A 22738-nucleotide genomic window follows, 5' to 3' on the forward strand; every position below is an offset into this window, starting at 1 on the left:
CCGACCTCGTCCGCCCCGCGGGCCGCCACCGCGCGGCCGGCCGCGCCCCCGCCCCCCGCCCCCCGCCCCCGCCCGCCGCCCCCCCCCCCCCCCCCCCCCCCCCCCCCCCCCCCCCCCCCCCCCCCCCCCCCCCCCCCCCCCCCCACCTCTGCACCATCCCGGACGGGCACGTCGCCCCCACACGCCCAAGGACTCCCTGATGCTCGGCTACGTCGCCAAGAGGTTCGCCATGGCGGTCGGCACGGTGCTCGCCGCGATCCTCATCAGCTTCCTGCTGGTGCACGCCACCGACACCTCGCCTGGTGCGGTGCGCCTCGGTCCTGGCGGTACCCCCGAGCGCATCGCCGCCGAGAACGAGGCGCTGGGTTGGAACGACCCGTTGCACGTCCAGTTCTTCGACTATCTCGGCAGTCTGGTGACCGGCGACCTCGGCACGTCGCTCATCGACGGTCGCGATATCGCCGCGGACCTGACCGACCGGGTGCCGGTCACGGCGTTCATCGCATTGCTCGCCACGGTCTTCTCGGGAGTCGTCGGCGTGGTCCTCGGGGTCACGGCCGCCGTGCGAGGGGGACGCACCTCCCGGGTCATCACGACAGGAGCCGGGGTCGCGCTCTCCCTGCCCGTCTTCTGGGTCGGCATCCTGCTGGTGTATGCGCTGTCCATCCAACTGAGGTGGTTGCCGGCGACCGGCTACGTCCCCTTCGCCGCTGATGCCGCCGGCTGGTTCAAGAGCCTGCTGCTCCCGGTGATCGCACTGTCGATCGGCGGGGCCGCCATCATCGCCCGGACCGCGAGAGCCGGAATGGGCGAAGCGCTGGCCCAGGAGCACATCCGAACCCTGAGGGCCATGGGGACTCCCGAGTGGCGCGTCCGGTACGTGCACGCACTTCGCTTCGCCAGCCTGCCGGTGGTGTCTGTGCTCGGTGTCCAGTTCATCGCCCTGTTCGGCGGCTCGGTGATCATCGAGAACCTGTTCGCCCTCCCAGGCCTCGGCCAGGCCGGGCAGATCGCCGCCGCCTCCAGCGACTTCCCGGCGCTCACCGGCGTCGTCATCGTGGCCACGGTCGTGGTCGTCGTCATCAACCTGCTGCTCGACCTCGTGGTCGCGGCGCTCGACCCGAAGGTGCGTACCGCATGAGTGTGCTGCCCCTGGACGCGGCCGACGAGGTGGCGACCCAATCGGTCCCACAGGGCCCGAAGCGCCGTGGACTGCCCTATTTCCTGCGCCGCCCGGGCGGGATCTTCGGTGCCGCATGGCTCGTGTTCATGGTCGTTGCGTCGCTGACCGCTCCGCTGTGGCGGCCCTACGACCCGGCCGCGCAGGACACGGCCAACCGCTTGGCACTGCCGTCGGCCGATCACTGGCTGGGCACCGACCCGCTGGGCCGCGACCTGCTCAGCCGGATCTTCAGCGCGGGCACCGAGCCGTTGCTCGCCTCCGTGGTCTCGGTCCTCGTCGCCTTCGGGATCGGGCTGTCGATGGCGCTCGTCGCCGCCGAGCGCGGGCACCGCGTCGAGCGGGTCACCACCCGCCTGGCCGAGGTGCTCCTCGCCCTTCCCGGGACGATCATGCTGCTCGCCGTGATCGGGGTGATCGGCGTCCGGATCTACATCATCATGGCCATCCTCGGCGTGATGATCTCCGCGGCCGTCTACCGGGTCATGCTCGGCGTCGCGAAGTCGGTGCGCCAGCGCCTCTACGTCGACGCCGCGCGGGTCAACGGACTCGGCTCGCTGAAGGTCAACCTCGTCCACGTCCTGCCGTCCATGGGCACCGTCGTGGCCGTCCAGGCTGCGCAGCTCTACGGCATCGGTCTGCTCATCGTCGCCGGCCTGGCCTTCCTCGGCTTCGGCCCCGCCGAGCCGCAGCCGAGCTGGGGTTTCATGATCCAGGATGCGTCGTCGTACGTGTTCAACGCGCCGTGGCTCATGGTGCCGACCGGTTTCATCCTCGCGCTCACCGTCGTCGCGGCCAACGAGCTGGCCGACGCCATCGCCAGCAAGGGGTCGATCGCAGCGACCACGCGACGTCGCAAGCGCCCGCTGGCCAGGGCCGCTGCCGGGACCACGGGAGAACCTCGTTCTACCGATCCGCAGGCGCTGCTCGAAGTCCGTGATCTGGATGTCACCGTCGATGACGGTCCGGCGCTCGTCAGTGGGGTGTCGTTCAACCTGCGACCGGGGCGGGTCCTCGGGCTGGTCGGCGAGTCCGGCTGCGGCAAGACGATGACGGCCCGTTCGCTCATCCGTCTGCTCCCCGACGGCGTCTCGATCTCCGGCGGCTCCATCCTGTGGCAGGGGCGCAACCTGGTCGGGCTGAACGAGAAGGAACTCAACGCCATCCGCGGCCGGGAGATCGCGCTGATCTCCCAGGAGCCGATGGTCGCCCTCGATCCGATGTTCTCCGTGTCCTACCAGCTGACCCAGCCGTTGCGCCGGATCCGCGGGGTCGGCCGCGCGGAGGCCGGCCGGATCGCTGCCCAACTGCTGCAGCAGGTGGGGATCGTCGACGCCCACCGGGTGCTCGCGAGCTACCCGCACCAGTTGTCCGGCGGCATGGCGCAGCGCGTCGCCATCGCCCTGGCGCTGACCGGCGAGCCGAAGCTGCTCATCGCCGACGAACCGACCACGGCCCTCGACGTCACGGTCCAGGCGGAGATCCTGACCCTGTTGCGTCAGCTCGTCCGGGACCGCGGCCTGTCCGTCGTCCTCGTCAGCCACGACCTCGGCGTCGTCGCCGACATCTGCGACGACGTCGCGGTCATGTACGCGGGCACCGTCGTCGAGTCGGGGGACGTGGCGAGCGTCCTCGACAGCCCGGCACATCCGTACACGATGGCGCTGCTCGGCGCCAACCCGCACGTGTCGGAGGGCGAGCCGGTGCCCGAGCGGCTGGCGTCCATCCCCGGCACCGTGCCCTCCCCGGGGAGCTGGCCGACCGGCTGCCGGTTCGCCGGCCGCTGCCACTTCGCACGGGACAAGTGCACCGAGCCCTTCTCGTCGCTCCCCGCCCACGGCGACGGGTCCGTCCTGTGCATCCGAGCCGATGAACTCGCCCATGCCTCCGCCACCTGGGCGCCCGAACACGCCGGAGACGAGGTCGTCCCCGGCACGAGGCAGGCCGCCACGCCGGCCGGTGCGACCGCTGCCCGGAACGGGCAGACGATTCCGACTGCTGGAGCGTCCCGATGACCGCACCCGCCGATACGCCGTCCGCCGCCCCCGCCCCTGCGTCGGCCCCGGCGCTGGAGGTCCGCGATCTCGTCGTCCGCTACGGCCGGGGACGCAAGGCCCGGCAGGCGCCACCGGCGGTGGACCGCGTGAGCCTGGACATCGCACCTGGCGAGACCCTTGGTCTGGTCGGGGAGTCCGGCTCGGGCAAGTCCACCATCGGCAAGGCGGTCCTCGGCCTGGAGCCTCCGACCGAGGGGAGCGTAAGGCTGCACGGGCAGGACATCACCGAGATGCCGCTCAAGCAGCGCAGTCGGCTGGCTGCGGACCTGCGAGTGGTCTTCCAGGATCCGTACTCGTCGCTGAACCCCACCCGCACCGTCGGCCAGACGCTGGTCGAGCCGCTGCGGCTCATGGGTGTGCGCCATCAGGAGGCGCTCCAGAAGGCCCGGAAAGGCTTGGAGTCTGTCGGTCTGCCCGGCGACGCGGTCGACCGCTACCCCGCACAGTTCTCCGGTGGGCAACGGCAGCGGATCGCCATCGCCCGCGCGCTGGTCTGCGACCCGAAGGTCCTCGTCCTCGACGAGCCGGTGAGCGCGCTGGACCTGTCCACCCAGGCGCAGGTCCTCAACCTCCTGGCCGACCTGCGCGACCGGCACGGGCTGTCGTTCCTGTTCATCGCCCATGACCTCGGCGTGGTCCGATTCCTCTCCCAGCGGGTGGTGGTGCTCTACCGGGGGCAGATCATGGAGATGGGCCCGGCCGAGGCCGTCCAGGAGCGCTCACGGCACCCTTACACCGTGGCCCTCAACTCGGCCGCCCCGGTGCCGCGCCCGGCCGAGCAGGCCGCCCGCCGGGCGGCCCGCGAGGCCCTCGGCATCGGGGTGGCCGGCTCAGCGGCTCCGGCCGCGACCGGCTGCCCCTTCGTGCCGCGTTGCCCGTTGGCCACGGAGATCTGCGTCGCGCAGCGTCCGCCGCTGCGGCAGGTGGACCAGACCGTCACCGCCTGCCATCACGCCGAGCGCGTCCCCGGACTGTGACGGCTCCGGTGGAGGGCCGTGCCGCGAGCGTGCGAGTAGCCGAGGACGCCGGGGTCCTTGCGCACACGAGCTCCGCGTCTGCGCCGCACGGCCTGCGCGTCGAGCATCTGGACGAGGCGCTCGGTCTGCGGAGCACCGCGCCCCGGCTGTCATGGCGGCTGCCCGAGGGCGCTCGCGAGCAGCGCGCCTACCGGATCACCACCGACAGCGGGTGGGACACCGGCTGGGTGGGGGGCGACCGAGGCCTCCTGGTGCCTTACGCCGGGCCGCCGCTCTGCTCCGGCCAGCGGGTGGAGTGGCGGGTGCGGGTGGGCACCGACCTCGGTGAGAGCCCGTGGTCCGAGCCGGCGTCCTTCGAGACCGGCCTGCTCTGGGCGGAGGACTGGCAGGCGTCCTGGGTGGAGCCCGGCCGGATGCCCAGCGGCCCGAAGGGGTCGCGGCCGGCCGCCCTGCTCCGGTTCGAGTTCGACGCCGACCGGCCGGTGACCGCCGCCCGGCTGCACGCCACCGCGCAGGGCCTCTACGAGGCGTTCCTCAACGGGCGGCGGGTGGGGGACGCCGAGCTCACCCCGGGTTACACGCAGTACGACGCGCGGCTGCAGGTGCAGACCTACGACGTCACCCCATCGGTCTCGGTCGGTCGCAACGCGCTGGGGATCGTCCTCGCTGACGGGTGGTTCCGGGGGCAGGTCGGCCTGACGCGGGCGGCCGACCAGTGGGGGAGCGGGCTCGCGCTGCTGGTCCAGCTGCACCTCACGTACGACGACGGCTCGACCGCGGTGGTGGGCTCGGGTCCGGGGTGGCGCAGCGCGCTCGGCCACGTCGTCGCCGCGGACCTGATCGAGGGGGAGCGCTGGGACCTGCGTCGGCTGCCGCGCGGCTGGGAAGCCCCCGGCTTCGACGACACCGGCTGGGACGACGTCGCCGTCGTCGAGCACGGTTACGCGGGCCTCGTCGACTCGCCGGCCCCGCCGGTGCGGCGGGTCGAGGAGCTGGTCCCGCGCTCGGTGACGAGGCTGGCGAGCGGTGCCCACGTGATCGACCTCGGCCAGAACATCAACGGGTGGGTCCGGCTCACCGACCTCGGCCCGGCCGGCACGAACCTCACGCTGACCCACGGGGAGTGGCTCGCGCCCGACGGCGACGTCACGGTCGCGAACCTCGAGCCCGACATGCCGTTCCTGCCGCACCGGCTCTCCGCCGGGCAGGTCGATTCCGTGGTGTCCGCGGGCGCCCCCGGCGACGTCTTCGAGCCACGCCGGACCACGCACGGGTTCCGGTACGTGCGCATCGAGGGCCATCCCGGTGACCTGACCGTGGACGACGTCCGCGGGGTGGTGGTGCACACCGATCTGCGCCGCACCGGCTGGTTCTCCTGCAGCGACGAGCGGGTGGACCGCCTGCACGAGGCGGCGCTGTGGAGCTTCCGCGGCAACGCCTGCGACATCCCGACCGATTGCCCACACCGCGAGCGGCACGGCTGGACCGGTGACTGGCAGCTGTTCGTGCCGACGGCCGCCTTCCTGTACGACGTGGCCGGGTTCTCGACCAAGTGGCTCCGGGACGTCGTCGTCGACCAGTGGCCCGACGGCACGATCGCGAACGTCAGCCCGAGCCCACGGCACGAGGGCAGGGACGGGCCGATCGGGCACCTGAACGGCTCGTCCGGCTGGGGCGATGCCGCGGTGATCGTCCCGTGGGAGATCTACCGGGCCTACGGCGACGAACAGCTGCTCGACGAGCTGTGGCCGACGATGGTGCGGTGGCTGGACCGCACCGAGCGCCTGGCGCGGGAGGGGCGCCACCCGTCCCGCGTCGAGCGCAATCCCGATCCCGCGCCGCACGAGCGCCACCTCTGGGACACCGGCTTCCACTGGGGCGAGTGGCTCGAGCCCGGCGAGAACCTCGGAACGGGCAACGACGAGTTCCGGACGGCCGACAAGGGGCATGTCGCCACCGCATACTTCGCCTACAGCGCCCGGCTCGCGGCCCGGATCGCCGAGGTCCTCGGCCGGCACGACGACGCAGCCCGCTACGCGGAGCTCAGCGAGCTGGCCCGGCAGGCGTGGCAGGCGGAGTACGTCGACGCCGAGGGCCGGCTCACCCCCGACACGCAGGCGACCCACGTGCGCGCGCTGGCCTTCGATCTCGTCCCGGCCGAGCTACGGCCGGCGGTCGCCGAGCGGCTGGTCGAGCTGATCCGCAAGGCCGACACCCACCTGGGTACCGGCTTCCTCGCCACGCCGTACCTGCTTCCCGTGCTGGCCGACGCAGGGCACGTCGACGTCGCCTACGAGCTGCTGCTGCAGGACACCGAGCCGTCGTGGCTGACGATGATCGACCGGGGCGGCACCACGGTGTGGGAGAGCTGGGGCGGCGTGGACGACGACGGCGTGCCGCACGACTCGCTGAACCACTACTCCAAGGGCGCGGTCGTCTCGTTCCTCCACCGGTACACCGCGGGCCTGCAGCTGATCGATCCCGCCTACCGCCGGTTCAGCGTCCATCCGCGCCCCGGCGGCGGCCTGACCTCGGCCGAGGCGGCGCACGAGTCCCCGTACGGCCGGATCGAGTCCGCGTGGCGGATCGACGGCGGTGCGTTCGATCTCCGGGTGGTCGTCCCCGCCGGGACGGAGGCCGAAGTAGTCCTGCCCGACGGCACCACGACGACCGCCGGCCCCGGCGAGCACCGGTTCACCAGCCCCTTGGACGGAGAGGGAACCGAACGATGACGGCCGAGGCCGAGGCGTTCGAGTGGGCGGGGCCCGCCCGGTTCCTGCCGCCGCCTCCGGCGACCCGGCGGGACGACGGCGTCCGGGTCTTCTCCGGCGTCACCTACGCCTGCCCGGCCGGCTACCGGCCGCTGCAGCTGGACGTCTGGGTCCCCCCCGGGGAGAAACCGGCTCCGCTCGTCGTCTGGATCCACGGCGGCGCCTGGATGACGGGCGACCGCCGCTACCTGCCGGAGACGCTGCGGCCGGACTCGCTGTTCGAGGCGTTCGTCGCCGCGGGGCTGGCGATCGCCACGATCGACTACCGGTTCTCCCTCGAGGCGCCCTTCCCGGCCCAGCTGCACGACGCGAAGGCCGCCGTCCGGTACCTGCGGGCGCACGCCGGGGAACTCGGCGTCGATGTCACCCGCATCGGGGTCGCCGGCGAGTCGGCCGGCGGTCACCTCGCCGCGCTCGTCGCCCTGACCGGGCACCGCGCCGACCTGGAGGGCGACCTCGGGGTCGTCGGGCCGTCCAGCGGCGTCGACGTCGCCGTCGACTGGTACGGCGTCTCCGATCTGTCGACCATGCCGGGGGTGACCCCGCCGCCGCACATCGCGGCGAAGCTGCCCGAGGTGATGCGGGTGCCGGCGGAGGAACACCTCCTCGCCGGCCTCGACGAAGCCACGACGGCCGACGCCAGCCCGGTGACCCACGTGACCGCAGGCGCGCCGCCGTTCCTGCTGATCCACGGCACCGCCGACTGGCTGGTGCCGTTCAACCAGAGCCAGCAGCTCGCGGACGCCATGAGCGCTGCCGGTGTGGACGTCCGGCTGGTCCCGGTCGAGGGCGCCGAGCACATCTTCACCGGCTGCGACGACATCGACGCCGTCGTGCAGCTGTCCGTCCACTACCTGAGGGAGGCGCTCGGATGAGCGACCTGACCGTCCTACCCGTCTCGATCGAGCACCACCGGGAGCCGTTCGGCATCGGGGAGACGACGCCGCGGCTGTCCTGGGTCACGCGCACCGACCTGCCCGGCTGGCGCCAGGCCGCCTACGAGCTGGAGATCGCGCCGGAGGACGGCGAGGTCTGGTCGTCGGGCCGCGTCGCGTCGGCCGAGTCGGTCCTCGTCCCGTGGGAGGCTCCGCTGCTCGTGAGCCGGGAACGCCGGTCCGTGCGCGTGCGGGTCTGGACGGAGGGCGCCGCCGAGCCGTCGGCGTGGAGCGAGGACGTCCTCGTCGAGGCCGGTCTCCTGGAACCCGCGGACTGGACCGCCGAGCTGGTCCAGCCGGTCCTGCCCCGCGACGTGGAGGAGCCGGTCGCCCTCTTGCGGCGCGAGTTCGTCCTCGAGAAGCCGGTCGTCCGCGCCCGGCTGTACGCCACCGCGCAGGGCGTCTACGAGGCCGAGCTCAATGGAGCGGCGGTCTCGGACGTGGTGCTGGCGCCGGGGTGGACGAGCTACCGGCACCGGCTGCGCTACCAGACCTACGACGTCACGGGCCTGCTGCGCGAGGGCGCCAACGCCCTCGGCGTGCAGCTGGCCGAGGGCTGGTTCACCGGCTACGTGGGCTTCACCGGCAAGCGCGAGTGGTACGGCGACCGCACCGGCGCCTTCCTGCAACTGGAGGTGGAGCACCCCGACGGCACGCGGACCGTGCTGGTCACCGACGGCTCGTGGCGTTCGGCCGGCGGGCCTACGGTCGGCTCCGGTCTCTACAACGGCGAGACCTACGACGCCCGCCGGGAGCTGCCCGGCTGGTCGGCGCCGGGCTTCGACGACGCGACGTGGACCCCGGTCGAGGTCGGCGACCTGGACGTCACCACGCTGGTGGCTCCCACAGGTCCGCCCGTACGGCGGACGCAGACCCTTCCCGTCCAGGCCATCACCACGTCCCCGACGGGGAAGACGCTGGTCGACTTCGGGCAGAACCTCGTGGGGCGGATCCGCTTCTCCCTGCCCGACGGCCCCGCCGGCACCGAGATCACCGTCCGGCACGCCGAGGTGCTGGAACACGGCGAGCTGGGCACGCGCCCGCTCAAGGCCGCGCGCGCCACCGACGTCGTCGTGCTCGACGGTGCGGGGCCGCGGACCTGGGAGCCACGGTTCACCTTCCACGGGTTCCGCTACGCGGAGGTCTCGGGCTGGCCGGGTGAGCTGCGCCCGGCGGATCTCGAGGCCGTCGTCCTGCACACCGACCTGCGCCGCACCGGCACGTTCACGTGTTCCGACCCCGACGTCGAGCGGCTGCACGAGAACGTCGTCTGGGGCATGCGGGGCAACTTCGTCGACATCCCCACCGACTGCCCGCAGCGCGACGAGCGGCTGGGCTGGACCGGCGACCTGCAGGTCTTCGCCCCGACGGCGTCGTTCCTGTACGACACCGCCGGCATGCTGCGCTCCTGGTTGGCCGACCTCGCGGTCGAGCAGCTGGAGGACCACGGCGGCGTCGTACCGATGTACGTGCCGTTCCTGCCGCTGCTGCCCTTCCCGCAGAACCCGGAGACCGGGTGGGGCGACGCCGCCGTCGTCGTCCCGTGGGTGCTCTACCAGCGCTCCGGGGACCGGCAGCTGCTCGCCGACCAGTGGGAGTCGATGGTCGCCTGGATCGACGCCTTCGCCGGTCGCGCCGGTGCCCACCTGGACTTCCCGGAGGGGGGCTTCTCCTTCGGTGACTGGCTGGACACCGCGGCGCCGCCGGACAACCCGGCCGCCGCGCGCACGCCGTGGCAGTGCGTGGCCACTGCGTACCTGGCACGCTCGGCCCGGACCGTGGCGCAGGCGGCCGAGGTGCTGGGTCACGACGGGAGCCGCTTCGCCGAGCTCGCCGACCGGGCCGCGGTCCGCTTCCGCGCCGAGTACGTGTCGCCGAACGGCCGCCTCGCCTTCCCGTCCCAGACCGCCTACGCGCTGGCGCTGGAGTTCGATCTGCTGGAGCCCGGGCAGCGTGAGCATGCCGGCCGGCTGCTCGCCGAGCAGGTGCTGAAGGACGGGTTCCACATCGCCAGCGGTTTTCTCGGCACGCCCCTGGTCACCGACGCACTTACCCACGCCGGGGAGCTGTCCACCGCCTACGAGTTGCTCCTGCAGCGCGAGAACCCGTCGTGGCTGTACGCGGTGACGATGGGGGCGACGACGATCTGGGAACGCTGGGACTCCATGCTCCCGGACGGGACCATCAACCCCGGCGAGATGACGTCGTTCAACCACTACGCGTTCGGTGCGGTCGCCGACTGGCTGCACCGGACCGTGGCCGGGCTGGCCCCGGCGGCGCCCGGGTACCGGCGGCTCAGGGTGGCCCCCCGTCCGGGGCCGGGGCTCACGTCGGCCGGCGCGACGCACGAGACGCCGTACGGGACGGCGGAGGTCTCCTGGACGCTGACCGGTGGGACGCGGTTCGCCCTGGAGGTCACGGTGCCGCCCAGCACGACGGCGGAGATCCGGTTGCCCGACGGCAGCGCTCCGGTGGAGGTCGGCTCCGGCCGGCACACCTTCGCCGCCGAGATCACCGAACCGACGCCGGTCGAGAAGCCGGCGCTCTTCTTCAACCCGGAGGACCACCAGTGACCACCACGGAGTCGCACGGCGCCGCTGCGGCGCAGGACGCGCCTGCCTTCACCCTGCCCACCTGCTTCCCGCCCACCCACGGGGTGCCGGGGCCCGACGGCCGGACGACCTACCGGAGCGAGACCTTCGCCCTGGTCGACGGCTACCGGAACCTGCTCCTCGACGTCGTCGTGCCCGCGGCGGAGCAGCCCGTCCCTGTCGTCGTGTTCATCCACGGGGGCGCGTTCCGCATGGGGGCGGCCGAAGAGGTCTGGTCCCCGTCCTTCGTCCCGATGCGCGAGAAGATCCTGGCCGCGGGGATGGCCTTCGCCTCGATCACCTACCGCTTCAGCGCCGAGGCGCCGTTCCCGGCGCAGCTCCTCGACGTCCGGGCCGGCGTCCGGTACGTGCGGCACTTCGCCGCGCAGCTCGGGATCGATGGCGACCGCGTGGCCCTGTGGGGCGGCTCGGCAGGTGCCCACCTGGCCCTCCTCCTGGCGTTCACGCACGACCGGAGCGACTTCGGCCCGCGCGTCGGGGTGGAGGGCCCCGACCTCCCGGTGGCAGCGGTCGTGGACTTCTTCGGCGTCACGGACGTGCTGGCGCTGCAGGAGGACGACACGACCGGCGGGCGCGCGGACCACGAGAGCGCCGACTCCCCGGTCGGTCAGCTCATCGGTGGGGCCCTGCGCGAGCACGAGGACCGGGCTCGCGCCGTCAGCCCGATCACCTATGTGCGCCCGGACGCGCCGCCGGTGCTGGCCTTTCACGGCACGCAGGACGGAGCCGTCGGCCCGGTCCAGAGCCGGCGCCTCGTGGCGGCCCTCCAGCAGGTGGGTGCGTCGGCCGAGCTCGTGGAGGTGGACGGCGCCGACCACGGGTTCGTCACCATCGACGTGGAGCCGATCCTCGACCGGTCCGTGGGCTTCCTCCGGAAGCACCTGTCCTGAACCCCACGTCGCCGGCTCCTCCGGCCCACCGCCGCCGAGCCGGGCGGCGGCGGTGGGCCGACCCCTCCGTCGACATGAAGACGACCCCACGAACGGCAGAGCTGCGCGCATGACCGTGGAGACGTACGACTCCATCCGGCCGGGACAGGTCTGGCTCGACACGGACGGCAACCGGATCCAGGCCCAGGCGGACACGTCGGTGGCCGGCTACGTGTGGCTGTCCGTCCGGTTCGACGGTGGGATGCCGGTGCTCGACTGGCACGACGAGTGGCGGATCGAGGACCACGACTGATGCCGCCCTCCGGCTCCGGGGACCCGCGGCCCGTCGTCCCCGGGTTCCACCCCGACCCGAGCATCTGCCGGGTGGGGGACACCTACTGGATGGTCGTCTCCAGCTTCGAGTACGCGCCCGGTGTGCCGCTGTTCCGCTCGACCGACCTGGTCACGTGGAAGCAGGCCGGGCACGTGCTCGTTCGGCGGTCCCAGCTCGACGTATCCCGGGCGCCGGGCTCGGGTGGCATCACCGCCCCGACCATCCGGTTCCACGACGGCCGGTTCTGGATGATCACCACCAACCTCGCCGACGGCGGGTGGCAGGTCCTCGTGCACACCGACGACCCGCTGGGGGAGTGGTCGGAGCCGGTCCGGCTGACCGACGTGCGAGGCATCGACCCCGACCTAGCCTGGGACGACGACGGCACCCTGCTGGTCACCTACGCCGGCTTCGGCGCCGGCGGACCGGCCGGCCCGGTGCAGCAGGCGGTCGACCCGGTGTCCGGTCGTGCACTGACCGGACGGCGGCACGTCTGGCAGGGCACCGGCGGCCGGTTCCCGGAGGGGCCGCACCTCTACCGCATCGGTGGGTACTGGTACCTGCTGATCGCCGAGGGGGGCACCGAACGCGGGCACGCGGTGACGATTGCGCGGGGTCCCTCGCCGTCGGGGCCGTTCGAGCCGTGCCCGTGGAACCCGCTGCTCACCCACCGGGGGATCGAGTCACCGGTCCAGAACACCGGGCACTCGGACCTCGTGCAGCGGCCGGACGGCAGCTGGGCGGTCGTCTTCCACGGCGTGCGCCCGCGCGGGGCCAGCCCGCAGTTCCACGTGCTCGGGCGCGAGACGTTCGCCGCCGAGGTGGTGTGGGAGGACGGCTGGCCGCGTATCGGCGAGTGGCTGGCCCCGCCGACGGACGCGGTCGAGGTCGAGGAGCTGGCCGGCGCCGAGCTGCCGGTCTCCTGGGTCTCGCCCCGCCGGTTCCCCGGCGAGGTGCTCACCCGCGGCGAGGGCGGCTGGCGGTTGTGCGCTCGGGACGGCGACCTCGCCTCCGAGGACCTCGCGTTCGTGGGACGCAGACAGGAGCACCTGCACTGCCGGGCCCGCGCGGTCGTGGCGGCGGACGGGAACGGGGTCGGCGGGCTGTCGGTGCGCATGGATTCTCGGCACCAGCTCGCCCTGGAGGTGGACGGTGGCCGGGTCCGTGCAGTCGCGCACGTGGGCGCGCTGCGGCAGGTGCTGGGGGAGACCTCGGTCCCGGCGGGCGAGGACGTCGTCCTCGAGCTCCGCGCCGTGCCGGACGACGGCCACTTCTCCTCGACGGCGCTCGGCCCGGACCAGCTGGTCGCCGGGGTGGTGGACGCCGCAGGCGTGTTCGCCGAGCTCGGCCGGATCGACGGCCGCTACGTCTCCACCGAGGTGGCGGGCGGGATGACCGGGAGGCTGTTCGGCGTCTGGTGCTCCACCGGTGAGCTGGTCGTCCGCTCCTTCGCCTACGCCGGCGCCGATGACCCGGCCGCCGTCCCCACCGTCTGAGCACTGGAGGAACACGTGTCCCTGCGCATCACCCAACGCTGCCGCGTCGTCATCGACAACGACTGGGCCGGCGACCCGGACGGGCTGATGGCTCTGGCCCACCACCTGCTCAGCCCCGCCAACCGGGTGGATGCGGTGACCAGTTCGCACCTCAGTCCGGTGTTCGGCCCGCCCGAGGGCACGGCGGCCGCCGGAGCTGCGCTCGCCCAGGAGCTGGTCGACCTGGTGGGCACCCAGCGGCCGGTGGTCTGCGCCGGGTGCGACGTGCCGATCGGCGGGGGCGACACCTCGTCGGCGGCCGCGGACGCCATCGTCGCCGAGGCGCGGCGGGACGATGCGCTGCCGCTCTTCGTGGTCTGCGGGGGGCCGCTGACGAACGTGGCCCAGGCGCTGCGGGAGGCCCCGGAGATCGCTCCCCGGTTGACCCTGGTCTGGATCGGCGGAGCGCTGGACGCCGATGCCTTCGAGTACAACCGGGACACCGACACCGAGGCCGCCCGCGAGGTGCTGGGGCTCAAGGAGCTCGCGGTCTGGCAGTTCCCGCTGGAGACCTACCGGCGCTGCACGTACTCCGTCGCGGAGCTGGAGCACGACGTGGGCGGCGCCGGGCGGCTGGGTGCCTGGCTGTGGCGGCAGTACACCGAGCTGCCGATCCCCGACTTCATCGAGCTCGGTGAGCTGTGGCCGCTCGGCGACAGCGCACCGGTCCTGGTCACCGCCCTCGACGACGCGTCCTGCACCTGGACGGAGTCCCCGGCCGGGCCCGGACGCGCGGCCCGCCGGGTCTGCACCGACGTGGACCTCCGCCTCCTGGTCGCCGACCTGCTCGCCCGGCTCCGCCTGCACGAGCGCCGGGCGGGACACGGCGGCTGAGCGCCGCGGGGCCGGCGTCCTCGGCGCGCCGGCCTCGGAGGCGGTACTCGGCGACGGACGCAGTCGACGTCGTGATGCCGCGACCTCCGGGGTGGACCACGGGCCCCGGGAGAGGCCGGGCAGCCGGCCGGTGGCGATCCGTACGCCAGACTGGGGAGGTGACGATCGCGCTCGACCTGTCGGCCGTCGTGCTCCCGGACCGGCATCCGGTCACGACCTTCCTCGACGACGTGCGCGCCGCGGAGCGGGCGGGCGTGCGGACCGTCTGGACCTACGACCACCTGACCTGGCCCCGGCTTGCGGACGGGCCCTGGTACGGCGCCGTGCCGCTGCTCGCCGCGGCGGCGGTCAGCACGGAGCGGGTCCGGCTCGGGACGCTCGTCGCCTCGCCGAACTTCCGCCACCCCGTCCCGTTCGCCAAGGAGCTCATGACCCTCGACCAGCTCACGGGCGGCCGGCTCGAATTGGGAGTCGGGGTGGGCACCGAGGGGCACGACGCACAGGTGCTGGGCGGAGTGCCGCTGAGCCGGGCGCAGCGGGCGGAGCGGTTCGCCGAGTGGCTGGCGATGCTCGACCGGTTGCTCCGCGAGCCGGTGGCGACGATCGACGGGACGTGGTTCCAGGCGGTGGACGCCCACCAGCTGCCGGGCTGCGTGCAGCGGCCGAGGGTGCCGTTCACCGTGGCCGCGACCGGTCCTCGCGCGCTGCGGCTGGCGGCCCGCTACGGCTCGGCCTGGGTGACCTACGGCCCGTTCGGCGCCGACGTCGGGCCGGACGAGTGGTTCACCGCCGTCGCCGACCAGAGCCGCCGGCTGACCGAGGCGCTGGAGGCCGAAGGGCGCGCGCCGGCCGAGCTGCGCCGCTCGGTGCTCCTCGGGCTGGAGGTGGCGTGGCCCTTCGAGAGCCGGGAGCGCTATCTCGACACCCTGGGGCGGCTGGCCGACTGCGGCATGAGCGAGGTCGCCGTGCACTGGCCGCGGCCCGACGGGCGCGGCGTCCCCGAGGCGGCCATGTCCTTCGTCCGCGACGCCCACGGCCTGTGACGCCGGTGTCGCACTGAGGCAGCGGCCGCTGGAGCGGCTCGCCGGGGTGCCGCACCGGGCCGTCACCTGCAGCGGCCCGCCGGGCGCGGCCCTGCACGGATCGGTCCGTCTACCGCTGGATGGCAGTGCCGGGCCGCCGCGGTGGCAGATCCCGGCAGGATCACGGGGGTGACCTCGACTCCTCCCTCCGACCCGACCGCGCTGCCGCTGGAGCGGAAGGCGGCCCTGCTCTCCGGCCAGGACTTCTGGTCCACCCCACCGATCGAGGAGGCCGGCCTGCCCTCGGTCGTGCTGACCGACGGGCCGCACGGCGTCCGACGCCAGGCGGCTGACTTCGGGCAGATCGGCCTGCTGGAGAGCCTGCCGGCCACCTGCTTCCCGCCCGCGGTCGCCGTGGGATCGAGCTGGGACCCCGAGCTCGCCGAGCGGCTGGGTGCGGCGGTCGGCCGGGAGGCCCGCGCGCTGGGCGTGCCGGTCGTCCTGGGCCCTGGCGTGAACATCAAGCGGTCGCCGCTGTGCGGGCGCAACTTCGAGTACTACTCGGAGGACCCGCTGCTCTCCGGCGTGCTGGGTGCCGCGCACGTCCGCGGGCAGCAGGGGGAGGGCGTGGGCGCCTCGGTGAAGCACTTCGCGGCCAACAACCAGGAGACCCAGCGCATGCAGGTCAGCGCCGAGGTCGACGAGCGCACCCTCCGGGAGATCTACCTGCCGGCCTTCGAGCGCGTCGTCACCGAGGCCCGGCCGGCGACGGTCATGTGCGCCTACAACAAGGTCAACGGCGTCTACGCCTCGCAGCACCGCTGGCTGCTGACCGATGTCCTCCGCGAGGAGTGGGGCTTCGAGGGCGTCGTCGTCTCCGACTGGGGAGCGGTGCAGGACCGCGTGGCCGCGCTGGAGGCCGGCCTCGACCTGCAGATGCCGGGTGACCACGGCACGGGGAACGGGCTCGTGGTCGAGGCGGTGCGGACGGGTGCCCTGGACGAGTCGGTCGTCGACCGGAGCGTGCGGCGGGTGGCCGCCCTCGCGGAGCTGGTGAACGAGCCCGCCGACGGCTTCGACGTCGACGCCCACCACGCTCTGGCCCGCGAGCTGGCGGCCGGCTGCCCCGTCCTGCTGAAGAACGACGGCGGTGCGCTGCCGCTGGCGCCCGGTGCGCGGGTCGCCGTGGTGGGGGAGTTCGCCCGCACCCCGCGCTACCAGGGCGGCGGCAGCTCCTACGTCAACGCCACCCGGGTCGACGACGCGCTCGGCGCCCTGCAGGACCTGACCACGGGGCCGGTGGCCTTCGCGCCGGGGTTCTCCCTCGACGCGTCCGGCGACGCCGCGGCCCTGCGCGACGAGGCGGTCGCCGTCGCCCGGGACGCCGACGTCGCCGTCGTGTTCGCAGGGCTGGCGGACGCCGACGAGTCGGAGGGCTTCGACCGGACGACCCTCGACCTGCCCGCCGACCAGGTGGCGCTGATCCGGGCCGTGGCGGCGGTGAGCCCGCGGACCGTCGTCGTGCTCTCCTCCGGCGGCATCGTCTCGCTGGAGGGCTGGCACGACGACGTCGACGCCGTCCTCGCCGGGTTCCTGCTGGGGCAGGCCGGCGGTGGTGCGCTGGCCGATCTGCTCACCGGCGCCGTCGACCCCTCCGGCCGGCTGGCCGAGACGATCCCGCTGCGGCTGCAGGACACCCCCGCCTACCTCAACTTCCCCGGGGAGCAGGGCTCCGTCCGCTACGGCGAAGGCGTGATGGTCGGCTACCGCCACTACACGACCGTCGAGCGCCCGGTGCGCTACCCGTTCGGCCACGGGCTGAGCTACACGACCGTCGAGACCGGCGACCTGCAGGTGACCGCCACCGGCGACGACACCGCCGCGGTGGCCGTGACGGTGACCAACACCGGCGAGCGGGCCGGCCGGCACGTGGTCCAGGTGTACGTCGCGACGACGGCCGGCCCGGTTCGTCGCCCGGCCCGGGAGCTCCGGGCGTTCCGGAAGGTGTCGCTGGCGCCGGGGGAGTCCCGGACGGTCTCCGTCGAGCTCGACCGGCGGGCCTTCGCCCACTGGGACGTCCGGGAGGGCCGCTGGCTCGTGGCGCCGGGGGAGTACACCGTGCAGATCGGCCGCAGCGCCACCGACGTCGTGGCCGAGGCGACGGTGACGCTGGCCGGGGACGTCGTCGTCCCGGAGCTCACGCTCGGCTCGTCGGTGGCGGAGTGGTTCGGCCACCCGGTGGTGGGTGCCCGGTTGCTGGAGGGGTTCCTCGCCACGATGCCCGAGGGCGCCGGGGAGATGCACGACGGGATGCTGCAGATGATCGGGTCGATGCCGATGGGTCGGTTCGCCGCCGACTTCGGCTCGGCGATCCCGCCCGCCGAGCTCGACCGGCTCATGGCCGAGGCGCGAGCCGCGCGGAACGGCTGAGCCTGCTCGGCGGATGTGCGCGCAGGCCCCGTTCCAGAGCCTGGAACGGGGCCCGCGCGCACACGCTCGGTCGCTAACCGTGGATCGACGTCTCGCGCGCGCCGCCGCCCGGCTGCGGCGAACCGGGCAACGCGCCGGCCTCCGGCTCGCCGTCGGCCCGCACCACCGGCAGGTCGTCCTCCGACGCGACCGCCTCACCGCGGGCGACCATGCCGGCGTAGTCCGACAGCGGGATCTCCTTCAGCGCCAGCGCCAGCAGGAACGCGACGGCCAGGACCGGCACCAGGTACCAGAACACCGGGGCGAGGCTGCTGGCGTAGGCGTCGACGATCGCGGACCTCAGCGGCTCCCCGGCCGCGTCCACCGCGGCCGGCACCAGGGTGTCCGGCGAGGTGATGCCGGCGCGGGCCGCCTGCTCGGCGTTCGTGGTGAGCGCCCCGGTCAGGTTCTCGGCCAGCCGGCTGGTAAACAGCGTGCCGAAGACCGCGACGCCCAGGGTGGCGCCGACCTCGCGGAAGTAGTTGTTCGTCGAGGTGGCGGTGCCGATCTGGGTGGCGGGCACCGCGTTCTGGGCCGCCAGCACGACGTTCTGCATGACCAGGCCGAGACCCGCGCCGAGCAGGAAGAACATCGCCCCGATCGTCCAGAGCGAGGTGTCGCCGGTGAGGCTGGTCATCCACACCATCGCCGCCGTGATCACGCCGACGCCGGCGACGGTGAAGACCTTGTACCGGCCGCTCCTGGCGATGTACACCGCCGAGCTCTGGATGGTGACGATGATGCCGGCGGTCATCGGCAGCATCAGCAGGCCGGAGTTCGCCGCGGACAGCCCGGAGGCCATCTGCAGGAACGTGGGCATGAACGCGATGGCGGAGAACATGCCCAGGCCGACGGCCAGCCCCAGCGCGGTGGCGACCACGAACGTGGGGTTGCGGAAGAGCGTCATCGGGATGATGGGCTCGGCGGCGCGGCGCTCGATCGCCACGAAGACGGCGGTGGCGGCCACCAGCGCGGCGAGCAGCGAGAGCGCCTGCCACGAACCCCAGCCGTCGCGGCCCCCGAAGTCGGTGAACAGCACCAGGGACGTCGTCGCGGCCGACAGCGCCAGGATGCCCGCGTAGTCCACCGGGGTGGTGCTCCGCTTGCGCGGCAGGGTCAGGGCGAACCAGCCGATGGCGAGCACCGCCAGGCCGACCGGCACGTTGATCCAGAACGCCCACTCCCAGCCGAACGCCGGGTGGTCGGTGAAGAAGCCGCCGACCAGCGGGCCGGCGACGGCGGAGAGGCCGAAGAGCGCGCCGATCGGGCCCATGTACTTGGCCCGCTCCCGCGCCGGGACGATGTCGGCGATGATCGCCTGGGCCAGGATCATCAGCCCGCCGCCGCCGAGGCCCTGCACCCCGCGCCAGACGACCAGCCAGGTGAAGTCCGGCGACAGCGCGGCGCCGACGCTCGCGACGGTGAACAGGGCGATGGCGACGAGGAACAGGGTCCGGCGGCCCCAGAGGTCGCCGAACTTCCCGTAGACCGGCATGACCAGGGTGGTGGCCAGCAGGTAGGCGGTGGTCATCCACGCCATGTGGGAGACCCCGCCCAGCTCGCCGACGACCGTCGGCATCGCCGTCGAGACGATCGTCTGGTCCAGGGCGGCCATGAGCATGCCGGCGAGCAGGGCGCCGAAGATGGTGTTGATCCGCCGCCGGGTCAGGACGATCGGCGGGGCACCGGCGTCGGTCGGTGCCGTGGTGGGGGCGGGCAACGGAGCTCCTCGGGAAGGGACGGCGCTGCAGGCGCAGCGGCGGCTCGGGTCGGGGGTGCGGACGGCGGTGTCCGCGCGGATCAGCGGGTCGGGCGAGGGGGTGCCGGCAGCCCGGCGGTGAGGGCGTCCCAGGCCTCGTCGACGAGGTCGGGCAGCGAGGCGGTGAAATCCGTGGCCAGCCACCGCTGCAGCGACACCCGCATGGCGCAGGCCTGCACCGAGGCCAGCAAGGTCGGGTAGACATCGGCGTCCACCCGGGTGCCGGTGCGCTCGGCGATCGCCGCGGCGAGCGCCCGCTCGGACTCGCCGAACGCGGCGACCAGCCGCTGGACGAGCGGGGGATGGGCATCGATCACCGTCATGCGCAGCGGCCACAGCGCGGACTCGTCGGCCATCTCCCGCGCCCGCTGCCGGTGGACCGCGCGCAGCGCCTCGACCGGGGTCTCGGCGGCCGGGCGATCGGCGAACTCTGAGGCGACCTTCGTGAGGTCCGCGGGGTCGAGGCCCACCACCGCGTCGACCTTCGTGGCGAAGTAGTTGAAGAAGGTGCGGGGGGAGACCTCGGCGCGGTCGGCGATCTCCTCGACCGACACGGCGTCCAGCCCGCGTTCGGCGACGAGCTCGAGCGCGGCTCGGTGCAGCGCCAGCCGGGTGGCGAGCTTCTTCCGCTCGCGCAGGCCGTCGGTCACATCATGGGAGCATGCACGAATAATGCACTAACTGCAAGTTTGCATATCTTGCAGCGTGTTGGCGGCAGGACCTCGCGCCCGCTCGTCGCAGGCAGGTGGTCGGTCAGCCCGCCGCGGTATTCGCCGGTACGCGGATGAGGTTGTCGTAGCGGTCGGTGCGCGACTGCTTGTCGGCGTACATCCGCTCGTCGGCGCGGCGGACCAGGTCCTCCACCGAGCACGGCTCCCGCGGGTCCCAGAGCTCGGCGCCGATGGAGAACCGGAGCTCGAAGGCGGCGCTGGAGCCGGCGTTGAAGGAGTCGAGCGCGTCCTGCACCCGCGAACGGGCGGTGGCCGCGTCCGCGCCGTCGCCGAGGAGGACGACGAACTCGTCACCCCCGAGCCGGCCGAGGACGTCGCCGGACCGGCACGCCGCCCGCAGCACCGCCGCGGCCGAGGCGATGGCCCGGTCGCCCTCCTCGTGACCCAGGACGTCGTTCACCTGCTTGAGGCCGTCGAGGTCGAGGAAGACGGCCAGCCGCGTCTCGCCGGCCCGGGCGGCCCGGGCCAGCTCCAGCTCCGCCAGCTCGAACCAGCCCCGCCGGTTGTGGATCCTGGTGAGCTCGTCGGTCGAGGCGATCACCGCCATCGCCTGTTCCCGGCGACGGCTCAGCACGACCAGCGCGGTGCCGGTGGTCAGCAGCAGGGCCAGCACGAGCAGCTGGCTGCGCAGGCTGGCCCGCTCCAGGTGCCCCTGGAAGGCCTCCCGGGTCTGCACGCTGAACACCAGCCAGCTGGTGCCGTCGACGCGCTGCCAGGCGCTGACGTGGTCGGTGCCGCTCTCGTCGGTGTCCACGATGCCGTTCCCGCCGCCGGTGCGCGCGGCCGCCAGCACCTCGGGGTAGGGCAGCGGGGCCCCGATCAGCTCCGGCTCCGGGGCGCCGACGACGAGCCCGGCGGCGTCGACGATCCAGCCCTCGCCCTCCCCGGCGGTGAAGTACTCGGTGCTGGTCTCGCGCGCCGACCAGAAGCAGACGAACAGGCCGGCGCTCCCGTCGGACAGCCGTACCGGGGCACCCAACGCGAGGGCGGGCTCGGCGCCGATGGTCACGATCCCGGACAGCGGGACCTCGCCGGCTGCCGGATCGCGGACCGCCGCGATCAACGGCTCGAACCCCGGGTCGGTGGGGGAGGCGGCGTCGCCGGTGGGGGCGTAGGACGCCACGATCTGGCCGCGGGTGTTGAAGACGGCGGCACCGAGGTCCATGGCGCCGCCCGAGGTGACGACGATCTTCTGGATCCGCGCGGCGTCCTGTTCCGCAGCCGGCCCGTCCGTGGGCGTGGCGCTGAACGGCGGGACGCCGGACTGCTCCTGGACCGTCATGACCGAGGCCAGCTGGACGAAGCCGTCCCGCACGGTCTGGGCCGTCAGCTGACCGAGGACCGCCACCTGCTGGACGCGGTCCTCCCGGTGCTGGTCGATCGCGAGCGCGCCGGCCGCGTGCGTGGACACCAGCCCGAGCACACCCATCACCCCGACCAGCAGGCCGGACACCACGAGGGCACCCCGGCTGCGCCGCCCCCCCGAGCTGGTGCTCGTACTGTCGTGTGCCACCTCGCGCCCCTTCCGGCCGACGCAGTCCCATCGGGTGTTCCCGGCCGACCTTGAGCTACGACGCGGCCCGCGGGTGCCGGCCACCTCGTACGGGTGAGCCGGCACAGGCCGGGCGGAGGACGACCTGCCCGCAGTCCCGGCGGGTGGCAGGCTCGGGGCCGTGGCGCGCGTGGGTCTGGTGCTGGGCGGGGGCGGCGTCGTCGGGCAGGCCTACCACTCGGGCGTGCTGGCCGTGCTGCAGCACGACGTGGGCTTCGACGCGCGGACGGCCGACGTGATCGTCGGGACGTCGGCCGGCTCGATCACCGGCGCCCTCCTGCGGCTGGGCGTCGCCGCCGAGGACCTCGCCGCGTGGACGGTGAAGGCACCGCTGTCCGGCGACGACGCCGTGCTCCGGCAGGTGGCCGAGGCGTCGGTGCCCGAGCTCGCGCCGTTCCGGCCCTGGGAGCTGGTACGCCGCCCGCTGCGGCTGCCCGGGCGGCACATGGTGCAGCGGGCGCTCACCCGGCCGCTGCAGTTCCGCCCGATGGCCGCGGGCATGGCGCTCCTGGCGCCGGGGCGGCGCGACGTCGTCGAGCAGCTGGCGGCGCTCCGGGAGCTGGCCGGCCCGGGCTGGCCCGACCGCGACCTGTGGGTGTGCGCAGTGCGCCGGCGGGACGGTCGCCGCGTCGTGTTCGGCCGCCCAGGTGCGCCGGAGGCGCCGCTGCACCTGGCCGTCGGGGCCTCGTGCGCGGTGCCGGGCTACTTCGCCCCGGTCACGGTCGGGCGGCGCGACTACGTCGACGGCGGTGCGCACTCACCGACCAACGCCGCCGTCCTGCGCGGGCAGGGGCTGGACCTCGTCGTCGTCGTCGCGCCGATGAGCGGTCCCACCGGGTGGCGGCCCGGCGTGTTCCCGGCGGCCCGCCGCTACTCGGACCGACTGCTGCAGCGCGAGGTGCGGGCGCTCGAGGCCGACGGCGTCGCGACGGTCGTCTTCCGGCCCGGGCCCGGTGAGCAGCTGGTGATGGGCAACGACATGATGTCGCGCGCCCGGCTGGACGAGGTCGTGCAGCAGTCGTTCCTGACGGCGGGGGCCCACGCGGCCAAACCGGAGGTTGCCGTGCTGCTCCGCGCGGCCGCCGGCCGCGGCTGATCCCC

Annotated in this window: 16 protein-coding genes; 13 read left to right on the forward strand and 3 right to left on the reverse strand. The window is 73.7% G+C overall.

The features are described 5' to 3' along the window. The first annotated feature begins 199 nt into the window (after positions 1–199). The 12 genes from ACI79K_RS05995 to ACI79K_RS06050 all read left to right on the forward strand — a co-directional run bounded on the left by ACI79K_RS05995 (position 200) and on the right by ACI79K_RS06050 (position 17556). Positions 200–1141: an ABC transporter permease gene (locus ACI79K_RS05995; RefSeq protein ID WP_456599219.1), complete on the forward strand. Its 942-nt coding sequence runs from the start codon at positions 200–202 to the stop codon at positions 1139–1141. Further along, positions 1138–3195 (forward strand): dipeptide/oligopeptide/nickel ABC transporter permease/ATP-binding protein, encoded by a 2058-nt coding sequence (locus ACI79K_RS06000; RefSeq protein ID WP_456599220.1) that lies wholly within the window; start codon positions 1138–1140, stop codon positions 3193–3195. The genes ACI79K_RS05995 and ACI79K_RS06000 overlap by 4 nt, the downstream gene beginning before the upstream one ends. Then, positions 3192–4214 (forward strand): oligopeptide/dipeptide ABC transporter ATP-binding protein, encoded by a 1023-nt coding sequence (locus tag ACI79K_RS06005; RefSeq protein ID WP_456588016.1) that lies wholly within the window; start codon positions 3192–3194, stop codon positions 4212–4214. The genes ACI79K_RS06000 and ACI79K_RS06005 overlap by 4 nt, the downstream gene beginning before the upstream one ends. Before the next feature lie 29 nt (positions 4215–4243). Then, positions 4244–6946, forward strand: coding sequence for a family 78 glycoside hydrolase catalytic domain (locus ACI79K_RS06010; protein WP_456599221.1), 2703 nt, complete (start codon positions 4244–4246; stop codon positions 6944–6946). Continuing rightward, entirely contained in the window at positions 6943–7860 is a 918-nt protein-coding gene (locus ACI79K_RS06015; RefSeq protein ID WP_456599222.1) for an alpha/beta hydrolase fold domain-containing protein, read from the forward strand. The genes ACI79K_RS06010 and ACI79K_RS06015 overlap by 4 nt, the downstream gene beginning before the upstream one ends. Next, a complete protein-coding gene (locus ACI79K_RS06020) occupies positions 7857–10493 on the forward strand; it encodes a glycoside hydrolase family 78 protein (protein WP_456599223.1) in 2637 nt (878 codons plus the stop codon). The genes ACI79K_RS06015 and ACI79K_RS06020 overlap by 4 nt, the downstream gene beginning before the upstream one ends. After that, positions 10490–11422, forward strand: coding sequence for an alpha/beta hydrolase fold domain-containing protein (locus ACI79K_RS06025; RefSeq protein ID WP_456599224.1), 933 nt, complete (start codon positions 10490–10492; stop codon positions 11420–11422). Before ACI79K_RS06020 ends, ACI79K_RS06025 begins: the two co-directional genes overlap by 4 nt. A gap of 109 nt (positions 11423–11531) precedes the next feature. Further along, positions 11532–11714, forward strand: a complete 183-nt coding sequence (locus tag ACI79K_RS06030) for a hypothetical protein (protein ID WP_456588011.1) — start codon at positions 11532–11534, stop codon at positions 11712–11714. Next, complete coding sequence (locus ACI79K_RS06035; RefSeq protein WP_456599225.1) at positions 11714–13231, forward strand: family 43 glycosylhydrolase; 1518 nt, start codon at positions 11714–11716, stop codon at positions 13229–13231. The genes ACI79K_RS06030 and ACI79K_RS06035 overlap by 1 nt, the downstream gene beginning before the upstream one ends. 15 nt (positions 13232–13246) lie before the next feature. Then, positions 13247–14104 carry a nucleoside hydrolase gene (locus tag ACI79K_RS06040; protein ID WP_456599226.1) on the forward strand — a complete coding sequence of 286 codons (858 nt, stop codon included), beginning with the start codon at positions 13247–13249 and terminating at the stop codon, positions 14102–14104. Positions 14105–14262: 158 nt separating this feature from the next. Next, a complete protein-coding gene (locus tag ACI79K_RS06045) occupies positions 14263–15147 on the forward strand; it encodes an LLM class flavin-dependent oxidoreductase (RefSeq protein ID WP_456599227.1) in 885 nt (294 codons plus the stop codon). A gap of 168 nt (positions 15148–15315) precedes the next feature. Next, the gene (locus ACI79K_RS06050; RefSeq protein WP_456599228.1) at positions 15316–17556 is read left to right on the forward strand and encodes a glycoside hydrolase family 3 C-terminal domain-containing protein; all 2241 of its coding nucleotides are present in this window, start codon (positions 15316–15318) and stop codon (positions 17554–17556) included. A 73-nt stretch (positions 17557–17629) separates the two neighbouring features. On the opposite strand, the gene ACI79K_RS06055 is transcribed toward ACI79K_RS06050, so the two are convergent. The 3 genes from ACI79K_RS06055 to ACI79K_RS06065 all read right to left on the reverse strand — a co-directional run bounded on the left by ACI79K_RS06055 (position 17630) and on the right by ACI79K_RS06065 (position 21598). Beyond that, a complete protein-coding gene (locus ACI79K_RS06055) occupies positions 17630–19315 on the reverse strand; it encodes an MDR family MFS transporter (protein ID WP_456588006.1) in 1686 nt (561 codons plus the stop codon). Between the two features lie 80 nt (positions 19316–19395). Continuing rightward, positions 19396–20004, reverse strand: a complete 609-nt coding sequence (locus ACI79K_RS06060; protein WP_456599229.1) for a TetR/AcrR family transcriptional regulator — start codon at positions 20002–20004, stop codon at positions 19396–19398. Positions 20005–20107: 103 nt separating this feature from the next. After that, positions 20108–21598, reverse strand: coding sequence for a diguanylate cyclase (locus ACI79K_RS06065; RefSeq protein ID WP_456599230.1), 1491 nt, complete (start codon positions 21596–21598; stop codon positions 20108–20110). 160 nt (positions 21599–21758) lie between these two features. Between ACI79K_RS06065 and ACI79K_RS06070 the strand changes: the two genes are divergently transcribed. Then, the gene (locus tag ACI79K_RS06070) at positions 21759–22733 is read left to right on the forward strand and encodes a patatin-like phospholipase family protein (RefSeq protein ID WP_456599231.1); all 975 of its coding nucleotides are present in this window, start codon (positions 21759–21761) and stop codon (positions 22731–22733) included. Positions 22734–22738: the final 5 nt, after the last annotated feature.

The sequence above is a fragment of the Blastococcus sp. SYSU DS0616 genome, assembly GCF_054051015.1.

Excerpts from the sequence above, each read along its gene's own strand:
- ACI79K_RS06020 (WP_456599223.1), top strand. The coding sequence starts at position 7,857 with ATGAGCGACCTGACCGTCCTACCCGTCTCGATCGAGCACCACCGGGAG.
- ACI79K_RS06005 (WP_456588016.1), top strand. The coding sequence starts at position 3,192 with ATGACCGCACCCGCCGATACGCCGTCCGCCGCCCCCGCCCCTGCGTCG.
- ACI79K_RS06030 (WP_456588011.1), top strand. The coding sequence starts at position 11,532 with ATGACCGTGGAGACGTACGACTCCATCCGGCCGGGACAGGTCTGGCTC.
- ACI79K_RS06000 (WP_456599220.1), top strand. The coding sequence starts at position 1,138 with ATGAGTGTGCTGCCCCTGGACGCGGCCGACGAGGTGGCGACCCAATCG.
- ACI79K_RS05995 (WP_456599219.1), top strand. The coding sequence starts at position 200 with ATGCTCGGCTACGTCGCCAAGAGGTTCGCCATGGCGGTCGGCACGGTG.
- ACI79K_RS06035 (WP_456599225.1), top strand. The coding sequence starts at position 11,714 with ATGCCGCCCTCCGGCTCCGGGGACCCGCGGCCCGTCGTCCCCGGGTTC.
- ACI79K_RS06015 (WP_456599222.1), top strand. The coding sequence starts at position 6,943 with ATGACGGCCGAGGCCGAGGCGTTCGAGTGGGCGGGGCCCGCCCGGTTC.